Source organism: Nonomuraea sp. PA05, assembly GCF_008086045.1.
In the GTDB taxonomy this organism is placed as follows: Bacteria; Actinomycetota; Actinomycetes; order Streptosporangiales; family Streptosporangiaceae; genus Nonomuraea; species Nonomuraea monospora.
In genome coordinates this window covers 298,068-307,152 of the sequence record NZ_VSEY01000011.1, presented here as the reverse complement: position 1 = coordinate 307,152, position 9,085 = coordinate 298,068, and the positions used below count along the sequence as shown (strand labels likewise).

The following is a 9,085-nucleotide window of genomic DNA, read 5'->3' as shown; positions in this document are numbered from 1 at the left end:
GGGCCGAGGTGACGGTGGTGATCAAGGGAACGTCCCGGGTGCCGGGGCCGCTGAGCGTCGGCGTCATCGCCTACCAGCCGGTCTCCGGCCTGCCCGTCGACCTGCGGATCCGCTCGGCCGAGGACGGCCACTCGGTGACCGGCACCGCCCGGGCGACGGCCGACCCCGCGTACACGCAGCTGAGGGTGGAACGGACGGGCCCGCACGAGCTGACGTTGCGTGCGGGGAACGAGACGGCGGTGATCCCGTTCCGCGTGCTGGTCGAACGCGAGTCGATGGGTGAGCTGCTCATCTACGGCGGTCTGTTCCTGGCCGCGATGCTGCTGGTGGGCGGCCTGCTCGCCGGCGCGACCGCCCGTCCGGGCAGGGCAATGGCGCTGGCCGCCGGCGCCGCCGCCGGGGTGACGGTGGCGGCCATGGTGATCGTGTTCGAGCCCGTCCTGCCCGCCCCGCCGCCCGACGGCGCCGCCCCCACGTCCACCACCGCGCAGGGGCGCCCCTACGTGCAGGTGCGGGCCGATACGGTGCCCGCTCGGCCGGGCGCGGGGGAGGAGTTCACGCTGCGGGTGGACCTCGTCGACGGCTCCACCGGGCGGCCCGTGGACGACCTCACCGCCCATCACGAGGCGCTCGCCCACGTGGTCGTGACCAGTCAGGACGGCCACTACTTCCGCCACGTCCACCCTCTGCGCACCGCTCCCGGACGGCTGGAGGTCAGGCTGAGCGCCGACCGGCCCGGCCGCTACCTGGCCTACGTCGAGCTGGAACGGGAGGACTCCGGCGGGCAGCTCCTCACGACGCGCTTCACCGTCGCGAAGACCACCGCCACCTCGCCGCAGCCCGGCACGCCCGCCTCGCCGCAGCCCGATGCCCTCGCCACGCCGGGCCTGCGATCCGCCGTGCCCGCCACACCACGTCTGCAACCCGCCGCCCCCATCGCGGGCCGCCCCGCCACCATCGAACTGAACACCCCGCCCGGCGTCCGCCCGTGGCTCGGCATGACCGGTCACCTGCTCGTCCGCGACGAGACCGGCGGCTTCTTCGGCCACGTCCACGAGATGGGCACCCCAGGCTCGCGGGTGCGCTTCACCTTCACCTTCCCCGCCCCGGGCCGCTACCTCGCCTGGATCCAGTACGCCGCCGCCGACCGCATCGTCACCGCCCCCTTCACCGTGGACGTGGCGGCGGCGGAGGCGCGCTGACGCCCCTTGGGCGTCATCTTTCTGTGCCCATACCGAGGGTTGACAGTACGCCCGTCTGCCTTAATGATTATTCCTACTTGTATAGTAGGAATCGTAGGAAAGGGGAGATCGTGCGAGCGCTCATCCTGCTCGGGCTGGTCGGCCTCGCGGCCCAGCTGGTCGACGGCAGCCTAGGCATGGCCTACGGCGTCACGTCGACCACGCTGCTGCTGGCCATCGGCACCAACGCGGCGGCCGCCTCCGCCACCGTCCATCTCGCCGAGATCGGCACCACGCTCGCCTCGGGCATCTCCCACTGGCGATTCGGCAACGTCGACTGGAAGGTCGTCGCCAAGATCGGCATCCCGGGAGCCGTCGGCGCCTTCGCCGGCGCGACGTTCCTGTCGAGCCTGTCCACCGAGCTCGCCGCCCCGGTCATGTCGCTGATCCTGCTGGCCCTCGGCGTCTACATCCTCATCCGCTTCACCGCGTTCGGCCTGCCGCGCGGGAACCTGGGCAAGCCGCTGCGCAGGCGCTTCCTGGCGCCGCTCGGCCTGCTGGCCGGCTTCGTGGACGCCACGGGCGGCGGCGGCTGGGGCCCGGTCGGGACGCCCGCCATCCTGGCCAGCGGACGCCTGGCCCCGCGCAAGGTGATCGGCTCCATCGACGCCAGCGAGTTCCTCGTCGCCATCGCCGCCAGCATCGGCTTCTTCGTCGGCATCGGCTCGGAGAACATCAACTTCTCCTGGGTCGCCGTCCTGCTGCTCGGCGGCGTCATCGCCGCGCCGATCGCCGCCTGGCTCGTCCGGCACATCCCGCCGCGCATCCTCGGCTCGGCCGTGGGCGGCGTGATCGTGCTGACCAACGTGCGCACCCTGCTGCGCAGCGACTGGATCGACGCCTCCAGCGGCGTCCAGACCGTGGCCTACATCGTCATCGCCGTCATCTGGGTCGCCGCGATCGTCTACTCGGTGCGCGAGTACCGCCGCGACAAGGCCAGCGAGTCGGTCGAGGCGGTGGAGAACGAGCTGCGCCGGCGTACGGGAACAGAGGAGGAGACGGCCTCCGCCTGAGCCGGCCCATGAGAATCTCCGCCCGCACCCAATATGCCCTGGGCGCGATGCTCGCCCTGGCCGTAGCCGACAGCCCGGTGCACGCCGAACACATCGCCGCCACGCAGGACATCCCCCGTCGCTTCTGCGACAACATCCTGCTCCAGCTGCGCCGGGCCGGCCTCATCCGCAGTCAGCGCGGTCCCGACGGCGGTTACTGGCTGGCCCGGCCGGCCGGGGAGATCGCGCTGGCCGACGTCATCCGCGTCACGGAGGGCGCCGAGCAGGCCCTGCGCCCCTTCTCCCCGGCCGCCGCGCCGCTCGCCGAGATCTGGGACCGGCTGCGCAGCCACGAGAACGCGCTGCTCAGCGAGATCACCCTCGCCGACGTCGTCACCTCAGGAGAGCCGGCCGGGCGCGAGGTCCCCTGAGGGTGGCAAGCTGGGGCGATGGCCTTCGGGGTACGCGAGTTCGAGCTGACGCTGATGCACCGCATGCGCGACGTCAACGCCGAGCAGGTCGAGGAGACGCTCGACCGCATCGGCGCCACCCGCGCCGAGCTGCGCGAGGCCCACGCCCACTGGACGCGGCTGGCCCACGCGCCGAGGGCGCCGAAGGGGGCCGGAGCGCTGCGGATGGCGCTGGGCCCGCCGGCCCACCGTGGCCGGCGGCCCGCCGGGAGCCTCACCTGTGACGTGCTGCGCTGGACGTTGCCGACCTGGCCTGGGCTGGCCTACGAGGCGCTGGTCGGGCCCGGCGGCGAGCTGTGGAACCAGTGGTTCGTCCGCCCGTCAGGACCGGCCGCGACCGGCTTCGCCGGGCTGGCGCCCTGGGCCTGCGTCGTCGAGGACGTCGTCGCGAGCTTTCCCGGCGCCGTGCAGATCGACGGGCCCGCTCCGCAGCACTGGACGGTCGACTTCCGCCACGGCGGCGCCGGGCATCGCGCCCGGTTCGTGTACGGGCTGCTCCAGCGGCTCGATCCGGCGCCCTGACGGCGGGGCCCAGGCCCTCACGCGGGTGTGAAGGATCGTGAGGACCTGGGCGGCGACCGGGCACCGTCGGCGGAAGGTGCCCGGTCATCGGGAACGCCGCGATCAATCCGGCGTCCCGGTCAAGGGGAGCTGCGGCGGCTCGGCGTCCCGGTCAAGGGGCCGCGTCAGCCCGGCGTCCCGGTCAGCGGGGGCGCTTGACCGCCAGCAGCGCCTCGTACGCGGGCTTGGGCGCCAGGTTCTCGTCCAGCAGGCACGCCGCCCCCTGCCCCTCGAACCAGCCGGGCACCCACGAGTGCCGGTCGGTGTAACCCCAGACGGTCATCTCGCGGCAGGCCCTGACGCTGAGGCAGTCGGTCATGGCCCGGCTGTAGTAGGTGGCCTGGGTGGCCAGCTTCTCGGGCGTCACCGGCAGCTCCATCCGCACGTCCAGCTCGGTGATCGCGACCTCCAGGCCGAGGTCGGCGAAGCGGCGCATGACGTTCGCCCAGTCGCCGGGATAGTCGTACTGGATGCCGAGGTGGCCCTGGAAGCCGACGCCGTGGATGGGCACGCCCTGCGCCTGGAGCTCCTTGACGATGGAGAGCGTGGTCTCGATCTTGGGGGCGTTCCATTCGAGGTTGTAGTCGTTGATGAAGAGCTTGGCGTGCGGGTCGGCGCGGTGCGCCCAGCGGAAGGCGTCGGCGATGTAACCGGGGCCGAGGTGCTGCAGCCAGATGGTCTGCCGCATCGTGCCGTCCTCCTCCACGACCTCGTTGACCACGTCCCAGGCGCGGATCTTGCCCTTGTAGCGGCGCACCTGCGTGGTGATGTGGTCGCGCAGGATGTCGCGCAGCTCGGCGTCGTCGATCGAGCCGTCCGCGACGCCGGCGGTCAGCCAGGCGGGGAGCTGGTTGTGCCAGACGAGGGTGTGGCCGCGTACCTGCTGGCGGTTGCGGCGCGCGCTGTCGACCAGCGTGTCGGCGTCGGCCCAGGTGTACACGCCGCGCTCCGGCTCCACCGACTCCCACTTCATCGCGTTCTCCGCGGTGACGTGGTTGAACTCGCGGTTGAGCGTCTTGCGGTAGTCGGACTCGGCGCGAAGCGCGGCGATGTCCACCGCTGAGCCGATCTTGATGCCGGTCTGCTGGGAGAGCTGGCGTAAGTCGCGCGGTGGGCGCGGGTGGGCGGCGGCGGGGAGCGGGGCGGCGAGGACGAGCGCGAGGGCGATGATCAAGGGCTTCACCGATGACCTCCGGTGCCGTGGGGGTGGCTAGGGCGCGGCGACACGAGTTCCGAAAGTTTCGGAATTGTGTCGATAGTTTCACCGACTGCCGGAACCGTAAGCGCTCGCGGACGCCACGTCAACCACCGAGGGTCAGCGCCGGGGGCAGGCGAACTCGTTGTGCCGGCCCCACGTGGCCCGCACGTCGTTGCCGTCGCGTCGGCCGCACTCCATGGAGACCACCGGCCCCTGCGGGGTGTGGCGGAGGATCAGGAACCGCTTGTCGGACGGCACGACCGTCACCGCGCCCGACGCGCTGCGGGGATCGCTCGGGTAGACGATGGTCCCCGTCGCGCCCCGCAGCCCGGCGTCTCCCCCGACCCCGAACGAGGACAGGACCTGCACCGACCCCCTGCCGCAGCCCGCCGCCTTGTTCAGCTGGCAGACGGTGTTGATCGCCGTGGCCATGGTCATGAGGGCGTCGTACGCGAGCGGCCCGCGCCAGTGGTCGTACCAGGCGTCGTGGCGGTAGACGCTGGAGTACCGGGTGAGGTACTCCCTGCCCATGTCGTTCGGCGGATGGCTCGGCAGGGCGTGCGCCGCGTAGTACAGCGTGATGCCGTCGAAGGACAACTGCTGCGCGCGCGTCACCGTGGTGGTGATGTCGGCTCCGGTGAGCACGGTGAGGGTGCTCGGGCACGCGTTCTTGCCCTTGACGGTCTGCAGGAAGTCCCGCAGGCGCTGGGCCCGGCCCGGCCAGTAGACCAGGGTGCGTTCCGGGTCCCTGGCGACGATGGCGCAGGTCTCGTCGGCCAGGGCCGACAGGCTGTGCACGGTCTTGCCGACGGGTTGCGTGTTCTTGCTCCCCGGGGAGAACCAGAGCTGGGTGCTCGGCTGGAAGGTCCTGGCGAAGTCGTCGCTGAGGGTCTTGCTGTAGTCGTCGTCCGGATCACCGAGAATGACGGCCGAGGAGGCGGGGCCGCAATCTCCGCCCTCGGTGGGAATGATGCCGGCGTTCCTGGCGAATGCCGTGGCGAGCCGCGCCTGCTGCGGATTGTCCCAGGAGACCTGACGGTAGAGCGGGTGGTTCTGGAAATTCTCCGATGTCGCGCCTATTCCCAGCATGGGGAGCCCGCCTTCGCCGAGGATGGCCTGCGCCTCGATCGTCTCTTTCCTGCTCTCTCCCAGGCCGACGACGCCGAGCACTTTCCTGTCCGATTGGTCCGCGACCGTTTGCGCGAGCTGAGGAGCCCGGGCGTACTGGGCGCCTGCTTCCTGGATGCTCACCCGGATGTAGACGTTGCCGTTGTAATTGCGCTTGCCGTGGTGAAGGGTGTCCGCCATTTCGTTCATCTTCTGCTGGGCCAGCCGGATGCCGCGCAGCTCCGGGAGCACGCCGTTGTATTCGGGGTGGTCGAAGGACTGGACCCCGGACCCGAGATACACCACCGTCTTGACGGTGTATCCCTCTTTCTCCATCTCCTGGACCCTGCTGTTCTCCTTTTCTATCTCCTGCTTGTCCTGGTCGTAGAGGCGTTTCGCCTCGGCGGCGTCAGGAACGGTCAGGGCGAGGTTCTGGCCCTGTGGCTGGGGCTGTGCGAGGCAGGAGGTGTCGGAGGGCCAGAGCGGGGGGAACAACGGGATCGCGAGCGCGGCCACCAGCCCCAGGGCGATCAGGCCCTGTCCCACAGCCTCGGCCCCGGCGAGCAGAGGACTGCCGAGTCTCGATGCGATCTTGGTTTCGCCCGCCAGGGCTTCGGCGTCCGTACCGGTGGTGGTGCCCTCTACCTCGGCGAGGCGCGGGTGCAGGCCGAGGAGGTTCGCCACGCGCCCGAGGTTTTGGTCAGGCTTCTCGGCCTTTCCCTCCGGAGCGCAGATCACGACCACCCTGCGCACGCCGCTGTCCCCCACGGCCTTGGCGAGCCGGTCGGTGGGAGCGGGCCTGCCGGGCTTCGCGGGGGAGTCCGTCTTGTCGTCGGCGAAGAGCATGAACCCGCTCCGCCGGCGTCGCCGCCACGGTGACAGCCGATGACGGAAGGCCGCGTCCAGGTCGCACAGAATCGCCCGGAGCAGAGCTCCCTCCTGCTTCTGCCGATCTCCGTCCCGCATGACCTCGTCGGCGATGGCAAAGAAATCGGCTCTGTCCCACCCGGCGTACCGGGGAAACCAGCCACGCATCTTCCGACGCCACGACCAGCGAAATCCCTCCCGCACCACCCAGCCCCCCAGGAAGAACAGCAGGGCATGCAGCACTTCGTACAGGCCGCGTGCCTGGTCGGGATTCCCATGAAGATGGGAAAGGTTGGGGTGGAGTTCGTGGAAGGCCCGCTGCAGCGCGCCGTGGGAGGGGACGCCGTCTCTTATCGCCGACAGGACGCGGTATCGGGGAAAGCGGAGCGTGCCCCAGCCGCGCGGCGTGGTATTCGCCAGCTTCTTGATGACCTGGCTCAGTTCGGTGTCCCGGCCGAACTCGGCATAAGGGACGAGAGCTTGGCCGTTCGCCGAGTGCAACCGACGGATGAGAGCCTCGATCACGGCTGCGGGCTCCGCCGCGTCCGTGCCCGGGAAGATTCTCACCACGAGCGACGCGGAAGCGATTTCACGACGAGTCACTCTTTTGTCGATCGCGGCGGCGAAGGCGATGAAGTCTTCATTCGACGGGGCCATGCGTCAAGTATTGAGCGCACGAGCAAAGCCGCCCGCCCCCGAGACGAAAGTGAAATCGAACGAAGCGGTCGTCGTTGAACTCTCCGCCCGCCCCGATACGTGGTAAGGACATGGTGCTTCGCTTGCTCGCCGTTCTCACCTTCACCGCCTCCCTCCTCGTCGGGCTGTCCACGGCGGCACACGCTTGCAGGTGCGTGGATCTGTCACCGGCGCAAACCGTACGGAACGCCGACGCGGTCTTCACCGGCACCGTGACCGGCGTGCGCGGGGGAAGCGGGTTCGGCGAGCCCCTGGTCTACACGTTCCGGGCCGACCAGGTCTACAAGGGGGCGCCCGCCGCCCGGTTCACGCTCACGACCAGCGCCGCCAGCTCCTCGTGCGGCTACACGTTCGGGCGAAGCGGGCGTTATCTGGTGTTCGCGGCCTCCAGCTCCACGGGGCCGGTGGCCGAGGGGGGCGAGCTGTCGTCCACGCTCTGCTCGGGCAACGTGCCGGTCGCTTCCGGCTCGGGGCCCCTGCGGCCGGGCGACGATCGGGAGGACGGCCAGGAGAGCCTGGGCGGGCCCGTCGACGCCGAGCTCGTCAAGGCGCTGGGCACTCCGTTGCCGCCGGTGGCGGTCAGTGAGACGTTCGCGGTCGAGCAGCCACTGCTTGCGGAGGGCGACGCGGGCGGCGGGTGGGGGTGGATCGTCGTCGTCGTGCTGCTGGGGCTGTCCGGGGCGTTCGTCGTCCTGGCGCTGCGCCGCCGGAGCTCCCCGCCCGGCCGTGCCGCCTCGACTACCGCTTCACGGCGGCGCGCGTCCCGAACGGCGCCTGGTACGCCCACTGCCAGGCCAGCTCCAGCGGCCCCCGCTCGAACCGCCGCAGCCACAGCGACGACAGCGCCATGAACAGCACGCAGATCCCGCCCCACGCCACCGGCACCCACCAAGGCCGCAGCCCGTCGAAGCGGGTGGCCAGGCCGAGGCCCCAGCCGTAGCAGAGCACGCTCGCGGCCACGTTCTGGAACACGTAGCAGGACAGCGCCGTGCGGCCGACGCCGGACAGGCCCCTGCGCACCACACCCGGCGCGCCCTTCATGCCGTGCGCGATCGAGGTGACCAGCGCCAGCAGGCCCAAGGCGACGAGCGGCGCCAGCAGGTAGCGGTCCACCATGAACCAGGCGGGGCCCGAGAAGGAGGTGACCAGGTTCAGCGGCACGCCGAGGCCGAGGCCGGCCGCCATCAGCCGGCCGCGCAGCCGCGCGCCGCGCTCCTCGAACACACCGGCCCGCAGCAGGCGGGCGCCGAGCAGGAACAGCACGATGCCCAGCGGCACGATGAAGATCAGCTCGGCGCGGAACACCAGGAGGTTGCCGAGGCGGAGCCGCACCTGGTCGAGCCAGCCCTCCGGGTACGCGACCGCCGCCGTCCCCCCGGGCGGGGCCGCGAGCAGGGCCAGCGTGGCCAGGCCCACCAGCGCCACCAGCAGCGTGCCCGCCCCGGCCATCCAGGCCGTGACCACCCGGTCGCTCCGCCCGATCAGGTACGCCACGATCATGGACGTGACCGCGTACCCCATCAGCACGTCGAACTCGAAGACCAGGAGGAAGTGCAACGCCCCCTCGGCGAGCAGCAGCGCCGCCCGCCACAGGTAGCGGCCCGGCCACGGGACGCCCCTGCGTGCCGCGCTGCGATACTGCAGCTCCAGCCCGACGCCGAACAGCAGCGTGAGCAGCCCGAGGAACTTGCCGTTGGACAGGAACCGCAGGAACGTCTCCACCACGCCGGGGTCGCCGGTGAAGCTCAGCGGGGCCAGCGGGCCTGCGGGGTCGGTGAAGATCCAGATGTTGGTGCCGAGCGTGCCCAGGATGGCCACGCCGCGCAGCACGTCCAGGGCGTCGATGCGTCTGTCCACACCTTCCAGGGTGCTGGCGCGCGGGCCGCTCCCCGTCATCCCGGGGAGCGAAATCGCCGGTACATCGATGGATGTACCGGCCGGAACCGAAGTCGC

Annotated in this window: 8 protein-coding genes; 5 read left to right on the top strand and 3 right to left on the bottom strand. The window is 71.0% G+C overall.

Annotation, left to right across the window (positions count from 1 at the left end; all coding sequences use genetic code 11):
- The 4 genes from FXF51_RS19915 to FXF51_RS19900 form a co-directional block, all read left to right on the top strand.
- On the top strand, window positions 1-1,202 hold a 1,202-nt coding region (locus FXF51_RS19915; protein WP_222871361.1), incomplete at its 5' end, for a hypothetical protein.
- A gap of 110 nt (window positions 1,203-1,312) precedes the next feature.
- Complete coding sequence (locus FXF51_RS19910) at window positions 1,313-2,254, top strand: sulfite exporter TauE/SafE family protein (RefSeq protein ID WP_148435986.1); 942 nt, start codon at window positions 1,313-1,315, stop codon at window positions 2,252-2,254.
- Between the two features lie 8 nt (window positions 2,255-2,262).
- A complete protein-coding gene (locus FXF51_RS19905; RefSeq protein ID WP_148435985.1) occupies window positions 2,263-2,664 on the top strand; it encodes an RrF2 family transcriptional regulator in 402 nt (133 codons plus the stop codon).
- An 18-nt stretch (window positions 2,665-2,682) separates the two neighbouring features.
- Window positions 2,683-3,225 (top strand): hypothetical protein, encoded by a 543-nt coding sequence (locus tag FXF51_RS19900; RefSeq protein WP_148435984.1) that lies wholly within the window; start codon window positions 2,683-2,685, stop codon window positions 3,223-3,225.
- Window positions 3,226-3,406: 181 nt separating this feature from the next.
- Here FXF51_RS19900 and FXF51_RS19895 read toward each other — a convergent pair whose 3' ends face one another.
- Window positions 3,407-4,447 carry an endo-1,4-beta-xylanase gene (locus FXF51_RS19895; RefSeq protein WP_148435983.1) on the bottom strand — a complete coding sequence of 347 codons (1,041 nt, stop codon included), beginning with the start codon at window positions 4,445-4,447 and terminating at the stop codon, window positions 3,407-3,409.
- A gap of 132 nt (window positions 4,448-4,579) precedes the next feature.
- On the bottom strand, window positions 4,580-7,093 hold the full coding sequence (locus FXF51_RS19890; protein WP_148435982.1) for a hypothetical protein: 2,514 nt from the start codon (window positions 7,091-7,093) through the stop codon (window positions 4,580-4,582).
- Window positions 7,094-7,203: 110 nt separating this feature from the next.
- Here FXF51_RS19890 and FXF51_RS19885 point away from each other — a divergent pair, with 110 nt between their 5' ends.
- The gene (locus FXF51_RS19885; RefSeq protein WP_148435981.1) at window positions 7,204-7,983 is read left to right on the top strand and encodes a hypothetical protein; all 780 of its coding nucleotides are present in this window, start codon (window positions 7,204-7,206) and stop codon (window positions 7,981-7,983) included.
- Here FXF51_RS19885 and FXF51_RS19880 read toward each other — a convergent pair.
- Entirely contained in the window at window positions 7,871-8,989 is a 1,119-nt protein-coding gene (locus tag FXF51_RS19880; RefSeq protein WP_262379675.1) for a DUF418 domain-containing protein, read from the bottom strand. The genes FXF51_RS19885 and FXF51_RS19880 overlap by 113 nt on opposite strands.
- Window positions 8,990-9,085: the final 96 nt, after the last annotated feature.

Coding starts and splice junctions, on each gene's coding strand:
- FXF51_RS19900 (WP_148435984.1), top strand. CDS start 2,683: ATGGCCTTCGGGGTACGCGAGTTCGAGCTGACGCTGATGCACCGCATG.
- FXF51_RS19890 (WP_148435982.1), bottom strand. CDS start 7,093: ATGGCCCCGTCGAATGAAGACTTCATCGCCTTCGCCGCCGCGATCGAC.
- FXF51_RS19885 (WP_148435981.1), top strand. CDS start 7,204: ATGGTGCTTCGCTTGCTCGCCGTTCTCACCTTCACCGCCTCCCTCCTC.
- FXF51_RS19905 (WP_148435985.1), top strand. CDS start 2,263: ATGAGAATCTCCGCCCGCACCCAATATGCCCTGGGCGCGATGCTCGCC.